The following is a 25,804-nucleotide window of genomic DNA, read 5'->3' on the forward strand; positions in this document are numbered from 1 at the left end:
CCTGCGCGCATTTCACTCTACTTTTTAGAGCGAGACATTTTATCAAGCAAGATGTTCACCAAAAGATAGCCTTCTATTGTCTTTTATATTGGGTTTAATTTCACCCCTAAAATAAAAAAGATCAAAAAGCGTATAAAATAGCCTTCACAAATTGGACTTGTGACGACTTGCTGGTAGAATCCGCGGTTTTCTACCTCTTAGTTTCAGGGCCCAACCGTGAGCGAAAATAAAACCTCTTTAAGTTACAAAGATGCAGGCGTAGATATCGATGCAGGTAATCAACTTGTTGAACGCATTAAATCTGTTACCAAGAAAACCCATAGACCAGAAGTAAAAGGTAACCTGGGTGGTTTCGGTGCACTTTGTGAACTGCCTACTAAATATAAAAAGCCGCTACTTGTTTCAGGTACTGACGGCGTGGGTACAAAACTAAGAGTTGCTATGGATGCTAACCGTCATGACGGTGTTGGTATCGACTTAGTAGCAATGTGCGTAAACGACCTTATTGTTCAAGGTGCTGAGCCCCTATTCTTTTTAGATTACTACGCAACTGGCAAGCTTGACGTTGATGTAGCCGCGTCGGTTGTTACCGGCATCGGCGCCGGCTGTGAGCAAGCTGGTTGTGCATTAATTGGTGGTGAAACAGCCGAAATGCCTGGAATGTATCACGATGGTGACTACGATATTGCAGGCTTCTGCGTAGGCGTGGTTGAAGCTGATAAGGTTATTGACGGCACTAACGTTAAACCAGGTCAAAAACTAATTGCACTTGGTTCATCGGGTCCTCACTCAAACGGTTACTCATTAGTTAGGAAGATTATTGAAGTTAGTGGTGCAGATGTAAACGCCGACCTAAACGGCAAGCCTATCATCGACCAACTTCTTGAGCCTACTCGCATCTATGTTAAATCGGTATTGGCATTGCTTGAAGAAGTACAAGTGAGCGCTATTTCTCACATCACGGGCGGTGGTTTTTGGGAGAACATCCCTCGCGTGCTACCTGAAGATGCGAAAGTGGTTATTGACGAAAGCACCTGGGAATGGCCTGCAATCTTCTCTTGGTTACAAGAAAACGGTAACGTGACTCGCCACGAAATGTACCGCACGTTTAACTGTGGTGTTGGCCTTGTAATCGTTGTTGACGAAAGCGATACCGATGCTGCGCTGAACATTCTTAAACAACACGGTGAAAATGCTTGGGTTATTGGTGATATCGCAGCAAAAGATGGCGAAGAGCAAGTAGAGATCAACGCGTGAGTAACAGTGTAACCAAACTATGCGTACTTATTTCAGGTAATGGCAGCAATTTACAAGCCATTATCGATGAAATAAAAGCAGGCCGTCTGAATGCGGAAATCAGCGGCGTAATCAGTAATCGCCCTACTGCTTATGGTCTGGAACGCGCTAAAGAAGCCGGGATCAATGCGGTTTGCTTAGATCATACAGGCTTCGATTCACGAGAGTCTTATGACGGGGCGCTCAAAGCACAAATTGAGGCTTTTGGCGCAGACTGTGTTGTTCTTGCGGGCTTTATGCGTATCTTAACACCGGAGTTCGTCGACAGCTTTGCTGGAAAATTAGTGAACATTCATCCATCTTTGTTGCCGAAGTACAAAGGTTTGAATACGCATCAGCGAGCTATCGACAATGGAGACAAGGAGCACGGCGTTAGCGTGCACTTTGTTACACCGGAGCTCGACGGCGGCCCTGTTATCATTCAAAGCCGCGTACCTGTGTTTGAAGACGACACAGCAAGCGACCTGGCCGAGCGTGTTCAAGAACAAGAACGTCGTATCTATCCGCTTGTGCTATCTTGGTTTAGTGCAGGCCGATTATCGATGCGAAACAATAAGGCAGTTTTAGATGAGCAAGAATTACCAGAATCTGGTTATGCAAGCGACTAAGCCTTTTGCTTTAGGTGCACTGTTAGCAGCATCGCTTTCAGTGGCCTCGCAAGCAAACCCTAGTACAGAAAATACGGATAGTGCAGAGCTACCGCTTCAGCCCTACAAGGCAACCTATACCGCATACAAATGGGGTGACGACGTAGGCGAAGCGAATATTGAGCTCTCGAAATTAGGTGACCAACAGTACTCTCTAATTTACACGTCAAAAGTGTCTAAGTTTTTCTTGTCTGACAAACGCAGTGAACATTCTATTTTTACTGTTAATGATAATACCGTCGTACCTTCTGAGTACTACTATAATCGTTCTGGCACAGGACCTGATAAAGAGCTTAAGGTAACGTTTAGTCATCAGGGACAAGGCAAAATTGCAGTCGAGAATGGCGAAACATTTGATTGGAACGGTGAATTTGATAACCAGATTTATCGTATTGACCTTGCAAAACAGTTAGCGGAAGGTAAGACATCTCTAGATTACCACTTCGTGAATTATCGTGGCGAACTTCGTCACTACGGCGTTCAAGTGGTGGATGAAGAGGTATTGTCTTTACCTTTCGGTAAAATCGAAACTGTAAAAGTTAAGCTTATTCGCGACTCAAATAAGCGTGAGACGTTTGCCTGGTTTGCGCCATCACTTAACTACACGTTAGTTCGTCTGCAGCAGTTCAAAGAAGGCGATGAACAGGGCGATATCAAACTGAAATCGTTTGAGACGCAGTAAAGCGTAAAGATAAACCGTTTTTTGTCTCAACAACTTTTTCACAATTTTTGAATAAAGCACGTTATGAACTAGCATTCAGACGTGCTTTTTTATTTACACTGTTGCTGTCTTATCCTCACGTAACCTCTTCTAGTTTCGCAACACAATTCACATTCTAAATCAGTATTTATAAGCAACGACTATACTTATAGAGCGGATAACGCACTACCCTATTATTTATGTCGTTGTTAATAGAATATTCATGTAAAAATCTTGATCTTTGCCCTATTAAATAATAGGTTTACAGCATGCTGGTCTGACCTCGATCTGTGACTGCTTTTCATAAAGCAACTCACTACGCTCGAGTTAAGACTAGCGTAACGTTTAACGCCTTTCAGGAGTGAAGTATGGCAGATTTTATATGGTTTTTACTGGTCGTTCTGACACTAGCGGTAGCTAGTTATCAGCGAACCAGCTTGGTAACAGCGGTTGCCATGGGCGCAGGTGTTATGATTTTAGGCACCCTTTTCGGTGACATCGGCCTGCTTGGTTGGGTAGTGTTCCTTGCTTTAACACTGCCGTTCACGCTTGCAAATATCAGACAGCAGCACATCTCTAAGAAGCTGCTAGCCTTCTACCGCAAAGTTATGCCTGAAATGTCGAGCACTGAGCAAGAAGCTATCGACGCAGGTACGGTATGGTGGGACGGTGATATTTTCAGCGGCAAGCCAGACTGGGATAAATTACACCGCATTCCGAAAGGTCGACTCACTGCTGAAGAGCAAGCATTCTTAGACGGTCCTTGTGACAAAGTGTGCTCAATGGTCGATGAATGGCAAATAAACCATAAAGATGCTGATCTTTCACCTGAAATTTGGCAGTTCCTTAAGGAACACAAATTCTTCGCGATGATCATCAAGAAAGAGTATGGCGGTCTAGAGTTTTCGGCATATGCCCAGTCTCGCGTTCTTCAAAAACTTGCAGGCGTTAGCGCGGTGCTATCAAGCACAGTCGGTGTACCAAACTCATTGGGCCCGGGCGAATTACTTCAGCACTATGGTACAAAAGAGCAACAAGATCATTATCTTCCCCGTCTTGCTGCCGGTGAAGAAATCCCTTGTTTTGCATTAACCGGCCCAGAAGCTGGCTCTGATGCAGGTGCGATCCCTGATGTTGGCGTTGTATGTAAAGGCGAGTGGAATGGCGAAGAAGTGTTGGGTATGCGCCTAACGTTTAACAAACGCTACATCACCCTTGCGCCTGTTGCTACGGTTATTGGTCTTGCCTTTAAACTTCAAGATCCTGAAGGTCTTCTAGGTGATAACAAAGAGCCGGGCATAACATGTGCCCTTATTCCTCGCGACACTAAAGGTTTAGAGATTGGGCGTCGTCACTTCCCACTCAATACGCCATTTCAAAATGGCCCTATTAAAGGTGAAGATATTTTCGTTCCAATCGATTACATCATTGGTGGTCCGAAAATGGCAGGTCGCGGCTGGCGTATGCTGGTTGAATGTTTGTCGGTAGGTCGCTGTATTACCCTTCCTTCATCTGCTGCTGGTGGTGCTAAATCAGTATCTCTTGCAACGGGTGCGTATGCACGTATTCGTCGCCAGTTCCGCATGCCTGTAGGTCATATGGAAGGTGTTGAAGAAATGCTTGCGCGCATTGGTGGTAATGCATATTTGATGGATGGCGTAACACGCTTCTCAACAGTGGGTGTAGACCTTGGTGAGAAACCTTCTGTTATCTCGGCTATCTGTAAGTACCACTTAACCGAGAAGATGCGTCAAATCATTAATGATTCGATGGATGTTCACGGCGGTAAAGGCGTTATGCTTGGGCCAAACAATTACCTTGGTCGCGGCTATCAAGGTGTACCAGTATCAATTACGGTTGAAGGCGCAAACATTCTAACCCGTAACATGATGATCTTTGGTCAAGGTGCAATGCGTTGTCACCCTTACGTGCTAAAGGAAATAGAAGCTGCGTCTATCGAAGACAAAAAAGAAGCTTTGAAAGCGTTTGATAAAGCGGTATTCGGTCATATTGGCTTTGCGGTAGCTAATACTGTTCGCAGTATTTGGTTCTCGTTAACCAATGGCGCATTCAGCAGCGCACCGTTCACTGACGAAACGGCGCGTTACTACAAACTACTTCAAGGCTACAGTGCAAACTTAGCACTACTAACCGATGTTTCTATGGGTGTGCTTGGTGGTGATCTTAAACGTCGCGAGCGTTTATCAGCGCGTTTAGGTGATATCCTAAGTGGCCTTTACATGGGTAGTACAACGCTTAAACGCTTCGACGAAGAAGGTCGTCTAAAAGAAGATTTACCGCTTTTACATTGGGCAATGCAAACTACATTGCACGATATCGAGACAGCAATTGATGACTTCTTGGCTAACTTCCCTAACCGCGCAATCGCTGCAGCGCTTCGCGTTATGGTGATTCCGTTTGGCCGACGTATTGGTAAGCCTTCAGACAAGACAGAACATGCTATTGCACAAATGCTTCAAACGCCTTCAACTGCACGTAGCCGTTTAGGTTATGGTCAGTACCTCACCCGTGAGGAAGGAAGCTTGTTTGGCGATCTTGAGCAAACTCTTGATGATGTACTAGCAAGTGAGCCTATCTTCGAACGTATTTGTAAGCACAAAAAAGCTAAACTACCGTTTACCCGTTTAGATGTGCTTGCTGACGAAGCGCTAGCAGAAGGAATTATTAACGAAGAAGAAGCGAATCTACTTCGTAAGACTGAAGCTGGAAGACTTCGCACTATCAACGTCGATGATTTCGACCACGAAGAATTAGTAGCGAAGGTTAATTCCAACACCACTGCTAAGAAACGAGGTGGCAAAGCTGCTTAATTTCATACCCAAACAAAAGGGCCGCTCTCGCGGCCTTTTTTGTCAACGATTCATTCTATTTACATCACTCACCTACGTATTTTCTAGCCTTTGCTTGGCCGATCAAACAACCTGCGGAAATACCGAACAGGCGAGAGAACTCTCTTTATTAATTGCTAATGACAAAGGTCAACAACGTTCGGTACTAAAATGTAATCCTACGCTTGTTATGCTGGCTGAAACAAAAGCCAAAGACATGGCCGAAAGAGGGCTAGTTTCGCATTTCTTAGGCGGCAGCCCAAATACCCGCATTCGCGATGCAGGGTTAGCTCTGCCCGATTACTACGGTGACGCAATGAGTAACCAGGTTGAGGCTTTGGCTGGTGGTTATACGACAGCGGAAGACGTATGGTACGCGTTGAAAGGTTCTACGTCTCACCGACAGCATTTACTTGCTGAACTACCCTTTTATCAAGAGCAAGATCAAATTGGTATTGCCTTTTACAAGGACTATTCAACTCCCCATGTTGAATACTGGGCAATCTACCTAACCAAACTAGCAGATTCCTCTTTACCCGATTCGGAAACAAAGCCTCAAACTTCGACTACGCTACTATTGAAGGGCCAAAAGAAGTTTGAAAATGTACCTGACAAAGGCTTAGGAATAGTTACTAAAAGTGGTGAGGTTACGCTAAAAACAAAAAAACCGGATGAATAATCCGGTTTTTTATTAGCGCTAGATAAATACTTAGTTTAGCTAAGTTGGAGTTTATCCATCAACAATACGGCTTGCGTACGCGTGTTGATCTCTAGCTTGCGAAGAATGGCACTAATGTGAGCTTTAATGGTTGCTTCCGTAACGTTCATCTCGTGAGCGATTTGCTTGTTCATTAAGCCTGCGCGTAAGTAAGAAAGCACTTGAATCTGTTTAGGTGTAAGTTCACGGAAGCGCTGAAGTAGAACTTTTAGCTCATCGTCAACTTTCTCTAGTTCTTCTTCCATACCTTCTGGAAGCCACTTTTTGCCACCAATAATGTCTACAATAGCCTGAGCAATTTCTCGTGTTTGCGACACTTTGGGGATAAAGCCCTGAGCACCTAGGCTCATTACTTGAGCGACAACCTCAACAGTATCGCTGCCCGAAACAACACCAACAGGAATATTCGGATATTGCTCACGCAGGGTGATAAGGCCGTTAAAATATTCACCGCCAGGCATATTAAGGTCAAGAAGGATCAGCTGAACACCGTCGAATTCGTTTAGCTTCGCCATCGCATCATCCAAGCTTCCTGCTTGAATTATCTGTGCGTTTTCAAAGTAAGGTTCCAACGCGCCGCTCAAAGCTTCGCGAAACAATGGGTGATCGTCTGCTACTAGAATTCTTGTCATTAGCGTTACTGCTTCCTTATTGTATTATGAGTATAGATTAATACTTTAGATCATTAACGAAAAGCCCTAAACCAGAAAAATCACGCAAAATATAACAAATTTGGTGTTTTCCATTGGCATTTACGTATCAAACGGTAAAATTGCGCCCCAAATTAGTTAATTGAAGATCCACAGTGAAGAAACACGACAATATATACGCAAAGGCACTCAATAAAGTAGATGACTTTAAATTTGACGAGTCTGTCGTTGATGTGTTTCCCGATATGATTCAGCGCTCAGTGCCTGGATACGAAACCATTGTTCACACCATAGGCGAATTGGCTAAAATTGCCGTTACGCCCAATACCGTCGTTTATGATCTTGGCTGTAGCTTAGGTGCTGCAAGTTTATCTGTGGCAAGAGCTGTACCTAACGATACATGTGAAATTATTGGTGTGGATGCTTCAGAAGCAATGGTAGAGCGCTGCAAACGCGTCGTACAGACCTTCACACTGCCAAACCCAATTGTTATTGAGCATGGGTTTGCACAAAGTGTAGAAATTAAGAATGCCTCTTTGGTTGTGATGAATTTCACTTTGCAATTTATCCCACCCGCTGACCGCGAAGCGTTATTAAAGCGCATTTATGATGGGTTAAACCCCGGCGGTATGTTGGTGCTATCAGAAAAAATACGCCACCCTACCCTTACTGGCAATGAGCTGCTGGTAGATTTACATCATCAATTTAAGCGCGACAACGGTTATAGTGAACTAGAAGTGAGCCAAAAGCGCGCCGCGTTAGAAAAAGTTATGCTAACCGATACATTTAACGAGCATGATACTCGCTTGAGAAAAGTCGGGTTTACCGATGTTGTGATGTGGTACAAGTGTTATAACTTCACGTCTATGGTTGCCATTAAAGGCTAAACAAATCTCGCTACGTCCGTCTTTCCGCAACGCCAACACATATTAAGAACAGTATGAGCAAATTAGAACAAACTTGGTTTACCGATTGCTACAAATCGTTAATAGACAGCCCGCTATCACATTGGCTTCAAACGCTGCCGGCACAAATGGACACTTGGCAGCGAACTGCTAAACACGGTGAGTTTGATAAATGGTGCCGTTTACTTTCGAAGCTGCCGACTACGTCGCCGAGTTGTGTTGATTTAGCCTCAAGCGTTTCTATTGGCACCGAAAATGACGTAGATGAATATGTCCAAAAACAAATTGAAGGATTACTAAAGCAGTTTATGCCCTGGAGAAAAGGACCATTTAATCTTCATGGAATTCATATTGATACAGAGTGGCGTTCGGACTGGAAATGGGACCGCGTAGCACCTCATATTAGTTCGCTGAAAGACCGAAACGTTTTAGACGTAGGTTGTGGTAGTGGTTATCACATGTGGCGCATGCTGGGTGAAGGTGCCAATAACGTAATAGGTATAGATCCTACCCAACTGTTTCTTATTCAGTTTCACGCCATTAAACAATTTATTAGTAAAAGTAGTGTGCCTTCCGAGAATATCCACTTTCTACCGATGGGCATTGAAGACATGCAGCCACTGAGAGCTTTCGACACTGTGTTTTCTATGGGTGTACTTTACCACCGTAAAGACCCAATGGCGTTTCTGCAGCAACTTAAAGACCAGCTAAGAAAAGGTGGCGAACTGGTTCTTGAAACCCTTGTCGTGGACGGTGATGAAAACACAGTATTGATGGCGGGTGAACGCTATGCACAAATGCGAAATGTCTGGTTCTTACCGAGCACTGCAGCCCTATCTGTTTGGTTAGGCCGCTTAGGCTTTGAAAATATTCGCGTTGTAGATATCAACCACACAACCCTAGATGAGCAGCGCGCAACGCCTTGGATGGAAACGCAATCTTTGAAAGATTTTCTCGATCCGGAAGATATTACTCGCACTATCGAAGGTTACCCTGCACCACAAAGGGCCGTGATTGTCGCTAACAAGAAGTAAGTCGTAAGACCACGCCTCTGTTACCCTATTGGCACAAATGTTGTTATCTTAATCAAGAAGAACGTGCGAATTCTGCATTGATTAAGGTGACAACATGGATATACATGGCTTTCTAACGACGCATCAATTGCCAAGTACCTATGCAGAAACTGCACAAAAATGGTTCACTCCATTATGTGAGCAACTGCTTAAGCACCAAGATGGTGCAACACAACCATTTATCGTAGGCATAAATGGTAGCCAGGGTTCAGGTAAATCAACTCTGACCAGTTTTATTGAGTCCTTCCTTACCTCGGTCCACAACAAAAAAGTGGTATCACTCTCAATTGACGATTTTTACTACGACCAGTCGCAGCGAAATGCGCTAGCGATAAAAGTGCACCCGCTTCTAGCAACTCGTGGTGTGCCGGGTACTCATGACATTCCTCTAGCGTTAAATACGTTTCGCAGTTTAGAAAAAGGCACGCGTACATCGCTGCCACGCTTTAACAAAGCCACAGATAACCCGTTCCCAAAAGAACAGTGGCCTGTAATCGAATCTTCACCCGATTTCATCATACTTGAAGGATGGTGCGTGGGCGCTATTTCGCAAACATCTAGCGAACTTAAACGGCCAGTAAACCACCTTGAAGAAGTAGAGGACCCATTGGGCATTTGGCGCTCTTTCGTAAACACTGAACTAGCGGGCGATTATCAAACGTTGTTCGACAAAATAGACTACCGCATTATGCTGAAAGCACCGAGTTTCGACTGTGTGTATCAATGGCGGCTAGAGCAAGAACATAAACTCGCCCAAAAAGCGTTAAAAGATAGCGATGGAGTGATGTCTGATGAAGAAGTGGCAAACTTTGTGCAACACTACCAACGCATCACTGAACACGCATTACGTCACTTGCCTGAAAAGTGCGACACCGTGTTTTATCTAGATGAAACAAGAACGATAACTAAACAGGACGTAAAACGATGACGAAAACGCTTGTTTTCACCGATATGGACGGCACGCTGTTAGACCACCATACCTACTCTTTCGAGGCGGCGAAACCGGCTTTAACGGCATTAGAAAAAAAGGACATTCCCGTTATTCCCACTACCAGCAAAACCTTTGCTGAATTACAACCGCTGCGCGAAAGTATTGGTTTAGACGGGCCTTTTATTATTGAAAATGGCGCCGCTATTTTCATCCCTCATGGCTTTTTCAAACAAAAACCCAGCGGTACGGTTTGGATAGATGGCTACTGGTGTAAGGCGTTTATCTCAAACAAAAATTACTGGATTAAGCTACTTGAAAAAATAGGTAGCGAATTTGACGGCAAGTATAAACAATTCTCAAAAATGTCGATTCATGAAATTCAGGAATGCACGGGGCTTGACGAAAGGTCAGCGTCACTCGCTGCCAAACGCCAGTTTGGCGAACCGGTTTTGTGGCTTGGCACTGACGAAGAAAAACAACGCTTTTTAAAGGTAGTAAAAGATCGCGGTGCTTTCCCTCTGGAAGGCGGCCGCTTCATTCATATTTCAGGTAATTGCGATAAAGGCCAGGCCCTCAAGTGGCTGGCCAATGAATATCAAAAGCAACATACCACCAAAGTTAACACTATTGCCCTTGGCGATGGTAAGAACGACGTTGCAATGCTTGAAGCTGCGCACGTCCCCATTCGCATTTTATCCCCGGTAAATCCTCCACCAGCAGTAAAAAAAGAAGAGGTCTATACCAGCACCCTAACCGGCCCTGAAGGCTGGAACGAAATGCTTACTCAATTGCTATCCCTATGATCAGGAGGACACATGGCTGATTTTTATCAAAATGGTGTGGTTACTACGTTACATAACTTAGCTCGTCGTCCTACCGAAGAGCTTGAAGCAGAGCTTCTACAGTTTTCACAAAAGCGCCCTATGGCACTTATTTTACCGTCGCTCTTTTCTGAATTAGAAGGCGACGCACTTCCACATATCGTCAACGAATTAACAGACGTGCCCTACTTATCAGAAATTGTCATCGGTCTGGACCGAGCCAATGAAGAGCAGTACAAACACGCACTAAAATTTTTCGGCAAACTTCCTCAGCATCACAGAGTGCTATGGAACGACGGTCCTCGCCTTAAAGCACTTGATGAAGAGCTTCAGGCTCAAGGCTTGGCGCCAAAGGAGTTAGGTAAAGGCCGAAACGTTTGGTACTGCATGGGCTACGTACTAGCATCGAATCGTGCTGAGTCTGTTGCACTACACGATTGCGATATCGTTACCTATAATAAAGATTTGCTCGCCAAGCTTATCTACCCTGTAGCCAACCCAATGTTTAACTACGAGTTTTGTAAGGGTTACTATGCGCGTGTGGCTAATGGCAAAATTAATGGCCGTGTTTCTCGACTTCTCGTTACGCCATTACTTCGTGCATTAAAACGCATTATGGGAGACAACGAATACTTGGAGTTTATGGACAGCTTCCGCTATCCATTAGCGGGTGAGTTTTCGTTTAGACGCGACGTACTAAACGATATTCGCATTCCAAGTGACTGGGGCTTAGAAATTGGTGTGCTGTCTGAAATGCACCGCAATTATTCGCATAACCGTCTGTGTCAGGCAGATATATGTGATATTTACGACCATAAACATCAGGATTTATCGCTTAATAACGACCAAGGTGGTTTGTCTAAAATGTCTATCGACATTACCAAAGCCATTTTCAGAAAACTTGCCACACAAGGCTATACGTTTAGCAACGAAATGTTCCGCTCAATTAAAGCCACCTATTTCCGTATTGCGCTAGACTTTATAGAAACCTACCACAATGACGCGGTAATGAATGGCTTGAACTTAGACATTCACAGCGAAGAGAAAGCAGTAGAAATGTTTGCCAGTAACATCATGAAAGCGGGGCAAAACTTTTTAGAAAACCCTATGGAAACGCCGTTTATACCAAGCTGGAACCGCGTGACCAGCGCGGTTCCCGATATTTTAGAGCGACTATTAGAAGCGGTTGAAGCCGATACTGCAGAATATATGGAGTAAGTAATATGGCATGGGACCATCTCCATGACAAAGTAAAACACCATTTAGAAAGCATTTATGCCGATGTATCGCTGGACGTCTCGTATGAGACGCTAGCGACTGAGTTAATGAACACTATAGGCATTCAACAGCAAACAGATATTGCTTCACCTCAGTCTCATCACAATTATTGGGATGAAGATGACATTATCATGATTACCTACGGTGATAGTGTCATTGACGAAGGGGAGCGCCCGCTGGTTACGTTAAATAAGTTTTTGCACCGCTACTGCAAGAATACCGTTAATAACGTTCACATCCTGCCCTTCTTTCCATACAGCTCAGACGATGGGTTTTCGGTTATCGATTACTCTACGGTGAATGAAGCACTGGGGTCATGGGACGATATTGAAGTCATTGCTGAGGATTATGGCTTGATGACCGACTTAGTTATCAATCACTGCTCTGCAAGAAGCGTGTGGTTTGATAACTTTGTGAGAGGTGAAGGACCGGGATCTGACTTTTTCTTCACGGCAGACCCATCCGATGACCTCTCCATGGTAACTCGCCCTCGTGTGTCGCCCTTGCTGCGAGAAACGGAAACCGCCAACGGTACAAAGCATGTATGGTGCACGTTTAGTCACGACCAAGTTGACTTTGACTTTAGAAACCCCAAGGTGTTGTTAGCGTTTATCGATATCATCAAGCTGTATATTGATAAAGGCGCTAAAATCTTTCGCTTAGACGCAGTGGCATTTCTTTGGAAAATTGTAGGTACAAACTGCATTAATCTATTCCAAACCCACGAAGTCATACGTTTGATCCGAACGTTGATTGAACATGTGGATCCTTCCATCATAATCATTACCGAAACCAATATTCCCAACAGGGAAAACCTAACGTACTTTGGTAATGCTAACGAAGCCCATGCTATCTACAACTTTTCGCTTCCGCCGTTACTTGTAAATACATTAGTAACGGGTGATTGTACGTATTTGAAAAGCTGGATGATGAGTATGCCACCGGCGCAAAACGGCACAGCCTACTTTAACTTTATCGCTTCGCACGATGGTATTGGCTTGCGTCCGGCGGAAGGCCTACTATCAGATGAAGAAATTTCAGAGCTTGTGCATACAATGCAGCACTTTGGCGGCAAGGTGTCGTGGCGCGCTTCTGATCACGGTCAGCAAAAGCCTTACGAGATAAACATCACCCTGTTCGACGCGCTGCAAGGAACCACCAAGGGCCCTGATAAGTATCAAGTGGACCGATTTATTTGTGCTCACGCCATAATGTTAGGTATGGAAGGTATACCAGGAATTTACATTCACAGTTTACTCGGCACATCCAACGATTATGAAAAAGTCGCTAATACAGGACAAAATCGTTCAATCAACAGAAAACGTTGGGACTTTAACGAGTTAGAGGCTCTGTTGGACTCGCCCTTTTCACAGCACCATAAAGTACTCACTCGAATCTCCCAGCTTATACGTATACGTAAAGCACAGCCTGCATTTCATCCTAACGCAACGCAGTTTACATTGCAGCTTGGTAATCAATTATTTGGCTACTGGCGACAAAGTCTCGATAGAAAGCAAAGTATTTTCTGTATTAGTAATATTTCAGACGAAGAACAAACAATTTTGCTGTCTGACATTAACCTTATTGGCACAGATAATTGGATTGATCTCATCACCCGTGACGAGATAGCCCTTTCTAATGGTTTCTTACAAATGAAGCCTTATCAAGTGCTTTGGATCAGCAACCAAGATTTTGAATGAATCTTTGAGCTTATAACGCCAGTCGACCAATAAATCTACCGCGGTAAGGATACTGCGGTGTTATGCTTGTCACACGAGTTAGCAAATCAAAAGTTTGTAATGCAAGAAATTAATACCTTTTTTTTCGATTTAGATGGAACCTTGGTGGACTCTGTTCCTGATTTGGCAACAGCGTTAAACCAAACATTAAACGACTACCAATTACCAACGTATAACGAGCAGACAATTAGACACTGGGTTGGAAATGGTGCTCGTGTTCTGGTGGAACGCGGATTGAGCGGCAACGCAGAGATCAGACACCATTACACATCAAACGAGATTGATGCCGCTTTAGAAAAATTTCTGTTCTATTACCGAACGCTAGAAACTAAAAGTACAGTGCTGTACGAAGGCGTGTTCTCAACACTTCACGCGCTAAAAGAACAAGGGTTCACGCTAGCATTAATCACTAATAAACCTTCGGAATTTATTGAGCCTATTCTTTCATCGTTCTCAATATTTTCGTTGTTTTCGCTTACCATTGGCGGTGACAGTTTACCGGAAAAAAAGCCATCTTCCTTTCCCCTTCTGCATGCCTGTGAAAAGCTTGGTGTTTCACCCTCACAGTGTGTAATGGTTGGAGATTCTAAAAATGACATTGTTGCCGCAAAAGCCGCGAACATAAAAAGTGTAGGGCTTACCTACGGGTATAACTATGGTGAGAACATCGCAAAATATAAACCTAACTGGGTTTTCGACGATTTTGAAGAGATATTAACGCTCGCTTCTTAATTCATCTGACATAGCCCTTGATGAAACTTCAATTGCGTCGTTTACGCATACTTTCTTTTATTTCACGCTTTAACCTTTGGTATAAGGCCGCTTTTTCTGTAATATCCGCGTGTTAAATCATTTCATGGAGTTGTTGGTATGTCATCTAAATGGCTTTCACTAGAAGAAGCCCTCACTAAAGCATTAGACGCTGCAAAAGCGATAAACGACGTTGAGCAAGTGAGCATTTTTGACGCCAACAACCGCATCTTGGCCCAAGATGTAACTGCCCACGTTGATGTCCCGCCCTGGGATAATTCAGCAATGGATGGCTATGCCGTAAATGCGGAAGATCTCAAACACAGTGATAAACTCGAAGTACAGGGTGTAATTACAGCTGGCATGAGTGCTGATGAGCCGCTTGAAAAAGGCAAAGCATTTAAAATAATGACGGGGGCCCCGGTGCCTGCCAATGCTAACGCCGTTGTAATGGTAGAGAATACTGAAAGTCATGATGGCGCGGTTTTGATCAATAAAATTCCATCGGCGCAAGAGAATATACGTAAAAAGGCAAATGATATCGCCAGAGGCGATACACTAATAAGCAAGGGCACGCGCCTTCACGCCGAACACCTTATGCTGCTTTCCTCCCAAGGAAACAGTAAGGTGGAAGTATTCAGAAAACTTCGCGTTGGTGTAGTCGCGACTGGTTCTGAACTTGCTGCACCTGGCGAACCCTGTAAATCGACACAAATTTTCGAGTCTAATCGCGTTGGTGTAAGCAGCATTTTAAGCAATGAAAACGTAGAGCTTGTTGATTTCGGCATTGTAGAAGACGACGAAGCTTCTTTGCGTAAACTCTTCATTGAGGCGAGCGAGCGTGTAGATGTAATGGTAAGTAGCGGTGGTGTATCTGTGGGCGATGCCGACTATGTAAAAGATATCATCGCTGAATTGGGCACTATCGACTTTTGGAAAGTCGCGGTTAAACCGGGTAAACCCTTTGCTCTGGGCAAAATAAACAACACGTTGTTTTGCGGTTTGCCGGGCAACCCTGTGTCTTCGTTTGTTACCGCAAAATTATTGGTTGTGCCTGTTATTAAAAAAATGCAAGGGCAAGTACAACCGCACGAGCCGTTCTTTGTTAACGCTAGCATTACGACACCTCTTATGCGACGTGCAGGCCGCCGAGACTTTCAGCGTGCAACCATGGTAAGAAATAATCAAGGTGAATGGGAAGTCACACCATTTAGGTCACAAAGCTCTGGCGTTATGACTTCAATCACTTCTGCTAACTGCCTAATGGTAGTACATGAAGATATGAGTGAGTTAAAAGTTGGCGATACGGTTCCGGTTATGCCGCTACATTTTTAACAAGTTCGTTGTTGATACGCTACTTCGTTAAGGCTTTAAGCTCGTTTTTATTTTCTGCATTTTTATCGCCCTAGGCGACCCATATAGAGACACATTACCGTGAATAAGAAACGCTTTCTTTTAGAAGGAAGAGACATTTTAAAACTAGCATGGCCATTGTTGGTTGCGCAGATTACTCAAATGCTAATGGGCGTTAGCGATACTATTATGGCTGGGCGCTACAGTGCAACCGATATGGCTGCGGTAGCACTTGGATTTAGCATCACTGTGCCACTGCTTTGCTTTATACAGGGTATAGCGCTGGCACTTCCCCCAATCATTTCACGGTTGCAGGGAAATAAAAATTTAAGTGGTATTGCCGACGCAAGTCAGCAAGCTGGTTATCTGGTTTTCTTTGTGGGATTAGCGGTAGCAGGCTTAATTCCATTTACTGAAAGCATCGTCGCGCTGTTCCCTATGGCGCCCGAGCTATTTAGCATTACCGTAGACTACGTACTTTATGTGCTGTTCGCTATGCCTGGATTTGCACTTTACCAATGGCTTAGAAACTATTGTGAAGGCTTAGGTAAAACCAAGCCAACTATGATCATTACCGTAATTGGCTTAATGGCAAACATTGTTGGAAACTACCTGTTTATTTATGGTGTTGGCCCACTGCCTGCTATGGGTGGCGCCGGCTGTGGTATTGCTACCGGCATCGTTATTTACACTATGCTGATTGCAACCTTTGTCTATGTGCGCTTTGCCCCTGCCCTGCAAAAATATAATTTGTTCAGCCAGCTATACAAGCCAAACATGGTTACCATAAGCCGAACCTTTAAGATGGGTTTACCCATCGCCATGACGATTTTGTTCGAAGTAACCCTGTTTTCACTAGTTGCATTGCTATTGGCACCATTTGGCGCTACCACGGTAGCGGCCCATCAAGTTGCCCTGAATTTCTCGGCGCTTATGTTTATGTTTCCCATGAGTATTGGGATGGCTGCCGCGATTCGTATTGGGTATCGCATTGGGCAAAGAAATCAGCGTCAGGCCAAAATAGCAGCCCGTACCGCTATTCTTATCGGCTTTTTCACCTCTGCGTGCACTGCTAGCTTCACATTGTTAGCAAAGGGTTTCATTATTGGGCTATATACTAGCGACGATGCTGTTTACACGCTAGCCAATGCACTACTTATATACGCTGCACTGTTTCAGCTGTCAGACGCCGTTCAGGTTATCTCTGCCAATGCTCTACGCGGTTACAAAGACACTACGGCGATGTTTATCATTACCTTTGTGTCGTACTGGTTAATAGGACTTCCTACCGGTGTAGTTTTGGGAAGAACAGACTGGGTAACGGCTGAGCCGATGGCTGCAGCGGGGTTCTGGATAGGATTCATCGTAGGCTTAAGTGCAGCAGCCGTAATGCTTGGAGCCCGTCTTCTTTACATTCAAAGGCCAAGTGCAGCCCATCGCATCGCGAGTGCTTGAGCACCTTAACTGCCGAAGACTGCCTAAAATGCGATAGAAAAAGGGCTAGTCTCGCTGTTTAAATTTTACCCAATCTTGCGGGGTGTCTATATCAATTCGTGCATTAGGTATAGACACAGCCCTTACATTCCCTAACTTCGCATACTTTTTAATGATTGGCTTAGCGCCGGTATCTCCCTGAAGCGCTAATAATTCGCTAAACATTGCTTCTGGGAAAATAGCAGGCACTGTTAACCGACTATTAGGCTCCCCGTATTTCTGCCCATCCCTCTGCCCGTCCTTCTCCCCATGCTTCTGCCACTCGCTACACACTATGTGGTTTGGGTAAGCTTTAGAAGCATCAATAAGGCGGGCAAGATCCTGTGTGTTTAGACTTGGCAGGTCAGCAAGGGTAACAAGCACATGTGAAGGATTGGTGCCCGAAGATGTTCCATCTAATAACGACGATGTTTGTAGAGGCGATTTTGGAAGCGAAGTTGGTGAAAGCGACGTTTTAGGTTGTAATGCCAGGCGTAGTAAATGTAAAAGCCCGCTGCGAATACTTGATGCTATCCCCTCTTCCCACTGCGTATTGTGTATCACCTCAACGGGTGTTTCAGGTAGACCAGAAAAAGCTTCAGCTAACTGCGAACTCACGCTGTCGTGCCATTTGCCTGTAACAACCGTAACTGGATGTTTGCTGATCGACACTATTTTATCGCGAGCTTGAATAAGTTCGTTAGCACTGTGCTGAACAAGCGGCAATTTTGTAATCGGATGCTCTGATAAGAGTTTGTTGCCGTTATAGCGGGAGCTTTGCCCGCCAGCAAGTAAAACGAAAGCTAAGCGATAAACAACCGAACTCAATGTAACACCTTTTAGTCAACGCGCTTTATCTAAGCGAGCGCAAAACCATTTACGCTTTAACAAAGCCAGTTCCCAGGGAAATAACATTGTCGCCATCGCGGTTTTCGTGAGTATGAAACCTTGTAACCGCAAAGGGCTTAACGGCTTCTGCTAAGCCCCTTTATAGCAGCCGTTAGTCCTTCAAGCGTAAGCCCATACATTCTGTCTTCCATTATTTCACGAATAATTTTAATAGACGAATAATACGGCCAATAATTTTCAGGCTGTGGGTTAAGCCATACCGCGTTATTAAAGTGGTTTAACAAACGCTGAATCCATACACTACCTGGCTCTTCATTCCAATGCTCTACGCTGCCCCCTGGGTAGGTAATTTCATACGGCCCCATGGTTGCATCACCTACAAAAATAACTTTATAGTCTTTTCCGTAGCGGTGAATGATATCCCAAATAGAAATGCGCTCTTTATTGCGGCGAAGGTTATCTTTCCACACTTCTTCATACACGCAGTTGTGAAAGTAAAAGTACTCAAGGTACTTAAACTCGGTCTGCACTGCTGAAAAAAGCTCTTGGGTGCTCTTAACGTGAGGGTCCATAGAGCCGCCCACATCAAAAAACATCAATACCTTAACCGCATTATGACGTTCTGGCGCCATATGAATATCAAGCAAGCCACCTTTCTTTGCGGTTTCACCTATCGTCGTAGGTACATCTAAATGCTCGCTGGCACCCGTGCGAGCAAACTTGCGCAGCTTTCTAAGCGCCACTTTAATATTACGCGTACCCAGTTCGACATCAGAGCTTAAGTTTTTAAACTCACGCTTATCCCACACTTTAGCCGCCGAGAACTTTCTATTCCCTTTTTGCCCAATTCGCACGCCCTCTGGGTTGTCGCCATACGCGCCAAAAGGCGAGGTGCCGCCCGTGCCAACCCATTTGTTTCCACCTTGGTGGCGCTTTTCTTGTTCTTCTAAGCGCTTCTTCAAGGTTTCCATCAGTTCGTCGAGGCCGCCCGCTTTACGCAGTGCCTCGCGCTCTTCAGGGCTTAAATTTTTCTCAATTTCCTTACGCAGCCATTCTTCAGGAATGTCTTTGCCAAACAAATCAACAGATTCAACACCTTCAAAATATTCAGCAAACGCCCTGTCGAACTTATCGTACTGAGTTTCGTCCTTCACCATTATGGTACGCGACAAACTGTAGAACGCTTCGATATCGGCATACACCACGTGCTTTTCAAGCGCACTAAGCAAATCCAGCAACTCGCGCAGCGTGGTTTTAACCTGATATTTTCGCAGTGTATAAAAAAACTGAATAAGCATTAGCGACGCGCCATAAAGACCAGTTTTTCAAACAAATGTATGTCTTGTTCGTTTTTAAGTAGTGCCCCGTAAAGTGGTGGAATAGCAGCTTTTCCGTCTTTTGAGTGAAGCGCTTCTGGTGGAATATCTTCAGCAACCAAGAGCTTAAGCCAGTCGATAAGTTCAGAGGTAGAAGGCTTTTTCTTAAGCCCTGGTACATCTCGAATTTCAAAGAAGGCCTTTAACGCTTCATCAAGCAGCTTTTTCTTTAAATCTGGGAAATGTACGTTAACGATTTCTTGCATTTCCTCTGGATTCGGGAACTGAATGTAGTGGAAGAAACAACGGCGCAAGAAAGCGTCTGGCAGCTCTTTTTCGTTGTTCGATGTAATAATAACAATAGGACGCTGCTTCGCGACTACACGTTCCTGCGTTTCATAAACGAAGAACTCCATCTTATCGAGCTCTAGCAGCAAGTCGTTGGGAAACTCAATGTCAGCTTTATCAATTTCGTCAATTAATAGTACCGGGCGCTTTTCTGCGCTAAAGGCTTCCCATAATTTACCTTTTACGATGTAGTTGCTGATATCGTGAACGCGATCATCACCAAGTTGAGAGTCGCGAAGACGTGACACTGCGTCGTATTCGTACAAACCTTGCTGTGCTTTAGTGGTTGATTTAATGTGCCACTGAATTAGTTCGGTGCCTAAACTCTCGGCCAATTCTTCAGCAAGCATGGTTTTACCTGTGCCCGGCTCGCCTTTAATTAAAAGCGGACGCTCTAGCGTAATAGCTGCGTTAACCGCCAGCTGTAAGTCTTTGGTTGCGATATAATTAGACGTGCCACTAAAAGCCATTATTGTTGTACTCCGTATAATTTTTCGTCTTTGCAATTTTAACTATAATATCAAGGCCTTCTCATGATTGCCCATAGATATAACATATAGCTAAAAAGCACTTTGCATTTTACTGATTGGGACCAATGATATAGGGGTATGACGAAATCCCCTAATTCAGGCTGTGAATTATTAACTATCACACGCGTTGAATTATTAACTACTAAAAAGGTCGTACAGATCACGACAGACGGGGTTTCCTATAAAATAAGGAACGAGGTAAGGATTTATAATGAACGTATTTGACGACAATTCCCTATCTATTGGCCGCACGCCACTAGTAAAGCTAAATCGCGTAACATCAGGTAATGTATACGCAAAAATTGAATCGCGTAACCCAAGCTTCAGCGTTAAGTGCCGCATTGGCGCAAACATGATTTGGGATGCTGAAAAGCGCGGTGTCCTTACCGAAGGTAAAGAAATTGTAGAGCCGACCAGTGGTAACACAGGTATCGCTTTGGCGTTTGTTGCAGCGTCTCGCGGTTATAAGCTAACGCTAACCATGCCTAGCAGCATGAGCCTTGAGCGTCGCAAACTTCTAAAAGCTTTGGGCGCAAACCTTGTTCTTACTGAAGCGCCTAAGGGCATGAAAGGTGCCGTTGCCGCTGCACAAGAAATTGTGGCATCAGATCCAGACAAATACGTACTACTTCAACAGTTCGACAACCCGGCTAACCCAGCTATTCACGAAAAAACCACTGGCCCTGAAATTTGGGAAGATACAGACGGTAAAGTAGATGCATTCGTAGCTGGTGTAGGTACGGGTGGTACAATCACGGGTGTAAGTCGCTACCTTAAAAATACGAAAGGTAAAGCAATTACTTCTATTGCCGTTGAGCCAACAGACTCTCCAGTAATTACCCAAGCGCTTGCGGGCGAAGAATTAACCCCTGGCCCACACAAAATTCAAGGTATTGGCGCAGGTTTCATTCCAGGTAACCTAGACCTAGACCTAATTGACGAAGTTGAGCAAGTTACCAACGAAGAATGTATGGACATGGCGCGCAAGCTAATGACCGACGAGGGTATTCTTGCAGGTATTTCTTCTGGTGCAGCCGTTGTTGCTGCTAAGCGTTTTGCTGAACGCCCAGAAAACAAAGACAAAGTGGTTGTAGTACTTCTAGCAAGCGGCACAGAACGTTACCTAAGTAGCCCTCTGTTTGCTGGTGCGTTCGACGAACAAGAAGAAGTTCAATAACCGCCAAAATGTTTAATTATTTAAAAACGAGGCCTAGTGCCTCGTTTTTTAGGCCTACTCTTTTCTATTTCTCCTGAAGTTTTATGGACACAAACACCTGAGTTTTACACTCTATTACTTTGCTTTTGTGCGCAATATTGTGAATAATCAAAGCATAGATTAGCGAAGCGGCGAGCACATTGACTTCGTTGAGATATAAAACTATCAATAAGAAACGGACCTCTTTACATTAAGGTAATCCAAATGAAAACGCGTATGTGGTACGCCCTTTTCGGGCTTTTTACAGTGTTGATTTTATCCGCTTGCGGTAAAAAGGAAGAAGGCATCGGGCGGTACGGCATGCTTGATGAAAGTACCCCTGAGTACACCACCGTAGCGTTTCTCAAAAGTGTTTATGAAGATGACAACCTTGATACAGCAATTCGCCTATCAAGCGAAAAACTGTCTCGTATATTAACGAGATACCACACTAACAGTAACGTTCAGCGCCACCTCTTAAACCTTAAATATGACACCGTCACCATCACTCCTCAAAGCGCAGGCCGAGTTGGCCGCAACGAATTCGCAGAAAAATCGACAATCACGGTATTTTTAAGTGGAACATACAACGACGATAAAATTGAAGACTTGCGTAGCCTAGACTTGATTAAAGAAGACGGTGAATGGAAGGTTAATAAAATTCATCCAGATGCCTATTTATAATAGTGTAGATAAACGCTGTTTTTATGGCCAGCAACGTAGCTTTTTACAAATGAAGAAAATAAAAAAGATGTTTTCCGGCTTTTATGCTTAAAAGCGTTTATTTTTTGTTCAAAGCATTGTTTTCGGATAATAATTTTAAAACGCTCATAAGTGATATACGGATAGTTTCCACCTTGCATAAAGGATTTTTTCTGTACATTAAATTGTTAGCAGCCAAGTCTAGGAATTTAAGATTAATACGATGTTAAAACCTTCAAACAGCACCTACTTCGTAAGTAATGTGGAATCCCTTAACCTTGGTTTCAATTTAGTCCTTTTTGCGATTTTTAAATTCACACCTTTGCTACAGTCGCTGTCAGCACTAATCAAATTAAAACCTAAACACATCGGAGTTATTGTTGTGAGCATATGGATAATTGCTTTTACCACAGTAGTTCTTAACAGTTGGGGGGCGTATCAAGTCCAAAATGCTATTTGGGCGAATGAGGCTCAGGTCATATCTGGTTGTATAACTGACCACAAAACAGTAAAAAGTAATAGTAGAGAAGAAACTTTCTTCGTTTCAGGTATAAAATTCAAATACAACGATTACGCTACTAAACAGTATTTTTTTGCCAATCGAGAGCACGAAACGTTCATTCAAAACGGACAGTGCGTGACTATTGTTTACCTGTCTAAATACGGGAACGGAATTTTAAAAATCGACAAGGTTTGAGTGGCATTGGCTGCTAACACATATGAGCCACACATATAGAGGCTCTCTTAATACGATCTCATCGCTGCCTGTTACTATGCAATCCTTTACGTGTACAGGGGCACTAGACATTCATCGGTTAACCTGATGCTGGCACTATTCAAACGTAGTGGCTGATTTCTGTCGCCAGTTAGGGGCAGGCTCAGTTCAGGTGCAAGCGATTTAGCACAGAGTATTGATGCGCAACAGACGGATGTCTAATCAAAGCGTAGTGGCTGTGGACACTGGTATAGTTCATGTTGAACAGGTTCTTTTCCCTAAATCATCATGAACACAATACTCGCCATTCGACCAGTTAGGCGTTCAGCTCATCCGCCTGTGCGACTTACCCTGCTAAAAAGCGTTCACTGTCGAATACCGTCTGGTTCTTTAGCATAAAATACATGCAGCGACCTAGTTTATGTGCCAATGCAGAGAGTGCTTTTGCTTTGCTCATTCGTTTCTGCAGCTTAGCGAGATAGGCTTGCGCCGGAGGATTACCCTTCAAAAACAGCACTGCGGCTTCAGAGAACGCCCATTTAAGGTGCGCGTTACCAATTTTATTACCCTGCGTACCGTAGGCTTTACCGGCTGATTCCGCTTTACATTTAACTAGCCGAGAATAAGACGCAAACTTCTGAACACTGTCGAAGCGCTTAATAGTGCCAATCTCATAAAGAATGGTGAGGGCCAATACTCGCCCAACGCCAGGTAATGAACGCAACAAATAGTAGTCACGGCCGTTGTCATGTTTAGTCAATTTTTCTACATAACATTCAATGCTACTGACTTCATGGTCATAAACTTCAATTAATCGTAGATTCATATCAATACTGCGTTGAACCTGTGGATTGGGGAAATATCCGCGCATTGCATCGCGACCGGTGGTGTAGCTTAGGTCTGATTTTTCAGGTACTGGTAGGTTGTACTGTGACAACGCATTCTTTATGAATGCCTTTAACTCGGCACTATGGCGCATAGCATGCGTTCGTCTACGTAATAAATCTCGAATAGCACGCTTCTCCTTGGGATAAACGTAAGCCAAAGGAAAATTACCACCTCGCATAAGCTTGGCAATTTTATACGCATCAATTTTATCGTTCTTGGTTTTACCGCCATGAATCGCCTTCATATAGAGGGCGTGGCCGAGAATAAAATCAATATTATGATGTTCGCAAAAATCACTGAGCCAGTACCAGCAATGCATACATTCTGCGCCCACCACAATATTCCCGATGTAGGGTGCAAGAAGGTGTAAGAGCTGCTCAGGAGAATCTTTTATCTTCTTATGAACCAGTATCTCGCCGCGAGCATCTAGGATGCATAAATAAAGCATTCGTGCATGAAGATCGATTCCGCAGTAAAAAGGATGTAAGTTAGTATAGAATTGCATTGAGTCTTCTCCATTTTGGGTTTGGTCGCCTTCCAGCTTAGCCAATAAAATTGGTTAAGCTGGGGAGAAGGCTCAATAAGTATCAAACCACTGTAGTCGCCCGCAAGCGGGCTGGGACAAATACACGTAGGCTCAGTCGCTTCGCTCCAATTTTAGCCTACGTGTATTTGCCCCTAAGTGGGGTGTTATATGCTTTTCAGGAAGCTCATCAATTAGGAATTTTATGAATCTAAACGCTACATTTTGGGGGCAAGTACTCTTCATTCTCGCTTTAGTTGTAATTTTCTTTACCATCAAATTTGCTAAAGGTAAGGCTGACAATATCGGGTTGGTTGCCATTTACGCCGTCTTGCTCAACTTCTTGATTCCGCCTGTTGGGTGGTTCTATTGTTACCGATGGGCAAACAAGTAATTACCTAAAACAAATACATCCTCTATGTAGCTAGGGTTTGTTTTTATTAGAGTGAATGTGTAAAAGGTTTTAAGTTGTACGCATATAACAACTCAATCAACACACTCACTTCGTTCGCTGGGACGCATACACGCGGGGCGGCTTCGCCATTATGCCCCACGTGCCTGCGCCCGTTATTGAAAAGTTATGTGACTAAGGGAATAGAATCATCTAATGACTAATGAAGACAGACTGCAACTACCTAAGATACAGTTATTGGTCCTTTTTTTATCTAGTTGCTTCTTCATACTTCCTTGTGTTTTCAAGCTCAATGTTTTAGCTAGTTGTACTTTTGCATTCGTCATTTTTTTCTATCTGCTCAGTGAAATAGACTGGTTGCGTAGGTACTTTGATATGTCCAATAAACAGTTAGCGCTTAATATTATCTTAATAGCAATTAGTGGGCTTCTGGCCTTCGAAGTGTTTTTTATGTTCGCTCTGGTTGCCATATATCCAGTTTCTAAATTCCATAAAACTTAGGTACTCTGTATTGGCAAAGTCACATAACAAAAAAATTAAGTCACTCACTTCGTTCGTTGGGACGCATACATGCGGGGCGGCTTCGCCATTATGCCCCACACTCCTGCGCCCCTTATTTAAAAGTTAAATGTACCCATGACATCATGCCCTCACTGCAATAAAAAAATGAAAATGCTAGATATACTAGGCATGGATAATTGGAGGCCTACAGCTTGTAGTTATTGCAATAAACTTAGTATGGCCACTGATAAATCTCTTATTTTATGGTTTATCATATTTTTAGTATCGACCGGTTCGGTTTTTTATGCGTTATCAGCGTTTGTAGAAATAGACAAAATTTTAGCAGTGCCGGTAGTACTGTTAATTTGGCCTTTGTCATTTTCATTGATAGTCAAAGCAAAAAAGTATCGTGAGAGAAAGTATTGGTTGCCCAAAAGTAGGCTAATAGGGTATTTCGTTTATCTTGTCGCGCCTGTATTTGTAATTATTTTGGCACTCGCGATGGCTAGACATTTTGAGTTTGGCATGTGAAAACATTTAACACATATGAGCCTCCGGGCTGTCAATGAAAAAAGATAGTCCTTTGACCACTATTTCAAGATCAATACCGTTGCCTTTTTAGAACTCGTTTACTTCGTTTGT

At 43.8% G+C, this 25,804-nt stretch carries 22 protein-coding genes; 17 read left to right on the forward strand and 5 right to left on the reverse strand.

Annotated elements, in window-relative coordinates:
* Nucleotides 1-216: 216 nt before the first annotated feature.
* The 5 genes from purM (at nucleotide 217) to F0261_RS16865 (ending at nucleotide 6,171) form a co-directional block, all read left to right on the forward strand.
* Nucleotides 217-1,257: a phosphoribosylformylglycinamidine cyclo-ligase gene (gene purM / locus F0261_RS16845; RefSeq protein ID WP_014976688.1), complete on the forward strand. Its 1,041-nt coding sequence runs from the start codon at nucleotides 217-219 to the stop codon at nucleotides 1,255-1,257.
* Nucleotides 1,254-1,904, forward strand: coding sequence for a phosphoribosylglycinamide formyltransferase (purN, locus tag F0261_RS16850; RefSeq protein ID WP_014979424.1), 651 nt, complete (start codon nucleotides 1,254-1,256; stop codon nucleotides 1,902-1,904). Before purM ends, purN begins: the two co-directional genes overlap by 4 nt.
* A complete protein-coding gene (locus tag F0261_RS16855; RefSeq protein WP_253819447.1) occupies nucleotides 1,864-2,625 on the forward strand; it encodes a DUF3108 domain-containing protein in 762 nt (253 codons plus the stop codon). Before purN ends, F0261_RS16855 begins: the two co-directional genes overlap by 41 nt.
* Nucleotides 2,626-3,011: 386 nt before the next feature.
* Nucleotides 3,012-5,474, forward strand: coding sequence for an acyl-CoA dehydrogenase FadE (fadE, locus tag F0261_RS16860; RefSeq protein WP_014976690.1), 2,463 nt, complete (start codon nucleotides 3,012-3,014; stop codon nucleotides 5,472-5,474).
* The gene (locus tag F0261_RS16865; RefSeq protein ID WP_014979426.1) at nucleotides 5,458-6,171 is read left to right on the forward strand and encodes a CAP domain-containing protein; all 714 of its coding nucleotides are present in this window, start codon (nucleotides 5,458-5,460) and stop codon (nucleotides 6,169-6,171) included. Before fadE ends, F0261_RS16865 begins: the two co-directional genes overlap by 17 nt.
* Before the next feature lie 35 nt (nucleotides 6,172-6,206).
* On the opposite strand, the gene F0261_RS16870 is transcribed toward F0261_RS16865, so the two are convergent.
* Nucleotides 6,207-6,842: a response regulator transcription factor gene (locus tag F0261_RS16870; RefSeq protein ID WP_171338512.1), complete on the reverse strand. Its 636-nt coding sequence runs from the start codon at nucleotides 6,840-6,842 to the stop codon at nucleotides 6,207-6,209.
* 173 nt (nucleotides 6,843-7,015) lie between these two features.
* Here F0261_RS16870 and cmoA point away from each other — a divergent pair, with 173 nt between their 5' ends.
* From cmoA to F0261_RS16915, 9 genes are all read left to right on the forward strand, one after another.
* Complete coding sequence (gene cmoA, locus F0261_RS16875) at nucleotides 7,016-7,747, forward strand: carboxy-S-adenosyl-L-methionine synthase CmoA (RefSeq protein ID WP_014979428.1); 732 nt, start codon at nucleotides 7,016-7,018, stop codon at nucleotides 7,745-7,747.
* Between the two features lie 53 nt (nucleotides 7,748-7,800).
* The gene (cmoB, locus tag F0261_RS16880) at nucleotides 7,801-8,799 is read left to right on the forward strand and encodes a tRNA 5-methoxyuridine(34)/uridine 5-oxyacetic acid(34) synthase CmoB (RefSeq protein ID WP_171338513.1); all 999 of its coding nucleotides are present in this window, start codon (nucleotides 7,801-7,803) and stop codon (nucleotides 8,797-8,799) included.
* Nucleotides 8,800-8,893: 94 nt separating this feature from the next.
* The gene (locus F0261_RS16885; protein ID WP_171338514.1) at nucleotides 8,894-9,766 is read left to right on the forward strand and encodes a kinase; all 873 of its coding nucleotides are present in this window, start codon (nucleotides 8,894-8,896) and stop codon (nucleotides 9,764-9,766) included.
* Nucleotides 9,763-10,572 carry a mannosyl-3-phosphoglycerate phosphatase gene (locus F0261_RS16890; RefSeq protein WP_014979430.1) on the forward strand — a complete coding sequence of 270 codons (810 nt, stop codon included), beginning with the start codon at nucleotides 9,763-9,765 and terminating at the stop codon, nucleotides 10,570-10,572. The genes F0261_RS16885 and F0261_RS16890 overlap by 4 nt, the downstream gene beginning before the upstream one ends.
* A 12-nt stretch (nucleotides 10,573-10,584) precedes the next feature.
* A complete protein-coding gene (locus F0261_RS16895; RefSeq protein ID WP_014949682.1) occupies nucleotides 10,585-11,808 on the forward strand; it encodes a glycosyl transferase in 1,224 nt (407 codons plus the stop codon).
* Nucleotides 11,809-11,813: 5 nt separating this feature from the next.
* Nucleotides 11,814-13,568 carry a sugar phosphorylase gene (locus F0261_RS16900; protein WP_014979431.1) on the forward strand — a complete coding sequence of 585 codons (1,755 nt, stop codon included), beginning with the start codon at nucleotides 11,814-11,816 and terminating at the stop codon, nucleotides 13,566-13,568.
* A gap of 57 nt (nucleotides 13,569-13,625) precedes the next feature.
* Nucleotides 13,626-14,339: a phosphoglycolate phosphatase gene (locus F0261_RS16905; protein WP_014979432.1), complete on the forward strand. Its 714-nt coding sequence runs from the start codon at nucleotides 13,626-13,628 to the stop codon at nucleotides 14,337-14,339.
* 138 nt (nucleotides 14,340-14,477) lie between these two features.
* Complete coding sequence (gene glp / locus F0261_RS16910) at nucleotides 14,478-15,692, forward strand: gephyrin-like molybdotransferase Glp (protein WP_014979433.1); 1,215 nt, start codon at nucleotides 14,478-14,480, stop codon at nucleotides 15,690-15,692.
* A 99-nt stretch (nucleotides 15,693-15,791) separates the two neighbouring features.
* Nucleotides 15,792-17,165, forward strand: a complete 1,374-nt coding sequence (locus F0261_RS16915) for an MATE family efflux transporter (protein ID WP_171338515.1) — start codon at nucleotides 15,792-15,794, stop codon at nucleotides 17,163-17,165.
* Nucleotides 17,166-17,210: 45 nt separating this feature from the next.
* Here the strand turns inward: F0261_RS16915 and F0261_RS16920 are convergent, their stop codons facing one another.
* The 3 genes from F0261_RS16920 to F0261_RS16930 all read right to left on the reverse strand — a co-directional run bounded on the left by F0261_RS16920 (nucleotide 17,211) and on the right by F0261_RS16930 (nucleotide 20,166).
* Entirely contained in the window at nucleotides 17,211-18,011 is an 801-nt protein-coding gene (locus tag F0261_RS16920) for an NTP transferase domain-containing protein (protein ID WP_171338516.1), read from the reverse strand.
* Between the two features lie 137 nt (nucleotides 18,012-18,148).
* Nucleotides 18,149-19,330, reverse strand: a complete 1,182-nt coding sequence (locus F0261_RS16925) for a VWA domain-containing protein (RefSeq protein ID WP_171338517.1) — start codon at nucleotides 19,328-19,330, stop codon at nucleotides 18,149-18,151.
* A complete protein-coding gene (locus tag F0261_RS16930; RefSeq protein WP_039220753.1) occupies nucleotides 19,330-20,166 on the reverse strand; it encodes a MoxR family ATPase in 837 nt (278 codons plus the stop codon). The genes F0261_RS16925 and F0261_RS16930 overlap by 1 nt, the downstream gene beginning before the upstream one ends.
* A gap of 271 nt (nucleotides 20,167-20,437) precedes the next feature.
* Between F0261_RS16930 and cysK the strand changes: the two genes are divergently transcribed.
* From cysK to F0261_RS16945, 3 genes are all read left to right on the forward strand, one after another.
* Complete coding sequence (cysK, locus tag F0261_RS16935; RefSeq protein WP_014949690.1) at nucleotides 20,438-21,403, forward strand: cysteine synthase A; 966 nt, start codon at nucleotides 20,438-20,440, stop codon at nucleotides 21,401-21,403.
* 243 nt (nucleotides 21,404-21,646) lie between these two features.
* The gene (locus F0261_RS16940) at nucleotides 21,647-22,105 is read left to right on the forward strand and encodes a hypothetical protein (protein WP_014949692.1); all 459 of its coding nucleotides are present in this window, start codon (nucleotides 21,647-21,649) and stop codon (nucleotides 22,103-22,105) included.
* A 400-nt stretch (nucleotides 22,106-22,505) separates the two neighbouring features.
* Nucleotides 22,506-22,820, forward strand: a complete 315-nt coding sequence (locus F0261_RS16945) for a hypothetical protein (protein WP_253819448.1) — start codon at nucleotides 22,506-22,508, stop codon at nucleotides 22,818-22,820.
* A gap of 364 nt (nucleotides 22,821-23,184) precedes the next feature.
* On the opposite strand, the gene F0261_RS16950 is transcribed toward F0261_RS16945, so the two are convergent.
* Nucleotides 23,185-24,231: an IS110 family transposase gene (locus F0261_RS16950; protein WP_049589043.1), complete on the reverse strand. Its 1,047-nt coding sequence runs from the start codon at nucleotides 24,229-24,231 to the stop codon at nucleotides 23,185-23,187.
* Nucleotides 24,232-25,804 lie beyond the last annotated feature (1,573 nt).

The sequence above is a fragment of the Alteromonas sp. 07-89-2 genome, from assembly GCF_013113925.1.
GTDB classification, from domain to species: Bacteria; Pseudomonadota; Gammaproteobacteria; order Enterobacterales; family Alteromonadaceae; genus Alteromonas; species Alteromonas macleodii.

Bases quoted from the DNA above. Each gene is read 5' to 3' on its own strand.
- F0261_RS16855 (WP_253819447.1), top strand. From the start codon at position 1,864: ATGAGCAAGAATTACCAGAATCTGGTTATGCAAGCGACTAAGCCTTTT.
- F0261_RS16895 (WP_014949682.1), top strand. From the start codon at position 10,585: ATGGCTGATTTTTATCAAAATGGTGTGGTTACTACGTTACATAACTTA.
- glp (WP_014979433.1), top strand. From the start codon at position 14,478: ATGTCATCTAAATGGCTTTCACTAGAAGAAGCCCTCACTAAAGCATTA.
- F0261_RS16870 (WP_171338512.1), bottom strand. From the start codon at position 6,842: ATGACAAGAATTCTAGTAGCAGACGATCACCCATTGTTTCGCGAAGCT.
- F0261_RS16900 (WP_014979431.1), top strand. From the start codon at position 11,814: ATGGCATGGGACCATCTCCATGACAAAGTAAAACACCATTTAGAAAGC.
- fadE (WP_014976690.1), top strand. From the start codon at position 3,012: ATGGCAGATTTTATATGGTTTTTACTGGTCGTTCTGACACTAGCGGTA.
- cmoB (WP_171338513.1), top strand. From the start codon at position 7,801: ATGAGCAAATTAGAACAAACTTGGTTTACCGATTGCTACAAATCGTTA.
- cysK (WP_014949690.1), top strand. From the start codon at position 20,438: ATGAACGTATTTGACGACAATTCCCTATCTATTGGCCGCACGCCACTA.
- F0261_RS16890 (WP_014979430.1), top strand. From the start codon at position 9,763: ATGACGAAAACGCTTGTTTTCACCGATATGGACGGCACGCTGTTAGAC.
- F0261_RS16940 (WP_014949692.1), top strand. From the start codon at position 21,647: ATGAAAACGCGTATGTGGTACGCCCTTTTCGGGCTTTTTACAGTGTTG.
- F0261_RS16950 (WP_049589043.1), bottom strand. From the start codon at position 24,231: ATGCAATTCTATACTAACTTACATCCTTTTTACTGCGGAATCGATCTT.
- F0261_RS16930 (WP_039220753.1), bottom strand. From the start codon at position 20,166: ATGGCTTTTAGTGGCACGTCTAATTATATCGCAACCAAAGACTTACAG.
- F0261_RS16925 (WP_171338517.1), bottom strand. From the start codon at position 19,330: ATGCTTATTCAGTTTTTTTATACACTGCGAAAATATCAGGTTAAAACC.
- F0261_RS16885 (WP_171338514.1), top strand. From the start codon at position 8,894: ATGGATATACATGGCTTTCTAACGACGCATCAATTGCCAAGTACCTAT.